This window comes from Corallococcus llansteffanensis (assembly GCF_003612055.1).
In the GTDB taxonomy this organism is placed as follows: domain Bacteria; phylum Myxococcota; class Myxococcia; order Myxococcales; family Myxococcaceae; genus Corallococcus; species Corallococcus llansteffanensis.
On sequence record NZ_RAWB01001102.1, the window covers coordinates 1 to 847 of the forward strand.

Annotated in this window: 1 protein-coding gene and 1 pseudogene; one reads left to right on the forward strand and one right to left on the reverse strand. The window is 71.1% G+C overall.

From position 1 onward, the window contains the following. Positions 1-277 (forward strand): annotated as a pseudogene (locus D7V93_RS43595) (hypothetical protein); the annotation flags it as partial. 90 nt (positions 278-367) lie between these two features. Here D7V93_RS43595 and D7V93_RS43600 read toward each other — a convergent pair. Further along, positions 368-787, reverse strand: coding sequence for an STAS/SEC14 domain-containing protein (locus D7V93_RS43600; protein WP_147451705.1), 420 nt, complete (start codon positions 785-787; stop codon positions 368-370). Positions 788-847: the final 60 nt, after the last annotated feature.

Sequence of the window (847 nt, forward strand, 5' to 3'; positions counted from 1 at the left end):
CCGCGACACCGACGAGGACGACGACCAGCCGCCCCGCCCCGAGCTGACCGAAGCCGACGAGAAGGGCGTCCGTCCCCGCGAGGCCAGCGACGTGGACGACGGCGACCTCACGCCCCGCGACGCCAGCGGCCTCCACCCGTACGACCCTCGCGAGCGCCATGCCGAGGCCGCGCTCGACGACATCTCGGACGGCGACGGTCCCCGCAGCGACGCGGGCACCAACCCGCTCCCGCGCGCCTACTTCGACGGCCACCCGGACCGGAAGATGGAGCACTGAAGCAGGCGTTCCTGAAGCAAGCCTCCACCCACGGGCCAGACGCCGGGCACGCCGCCCCGTCCTGGCCCGTGCCGCGTCAAAGCCCCCGCGTCACCCGACGCGGCGGGGCGCGTGCTCCAGCCGATGGGCGTCCACCCAGGCCTGCGCCTGCGCCATCGTGTCCACGAAGACCGTGTCGAAGCTGGCCGCGTGGCCCGTGAGCAACATCGCCACCGACATCGCCTTGCCCACCACGCGCTGCGACAGGTCCGACCCCACGTACACCACCGAGCGCATCCACTCCGCGCGCACGTTGTTGGCCAGGTACTTGCGCGACTCGGCCGGCAGCTCCGACCCCGGCACCTCCGCCACCAGGTAGAACGGCCCGTGCGCCGCCATCTCCTCGTAGACACGCAAAGCCCACTTCGCGTCCTGCAATCCCACGACGCCCGTGTACTTCGTATGCAACGCGTCCGGCGCCAGCATCCGGATGCGATGCGCTCCGCACGTCCACTCGCGTGATTGATCCATTTGGTCACTCCCCCCAGCCCAGAAGTCAGGCTTCCCTTCCACCCTATGACGGCCCCCTCC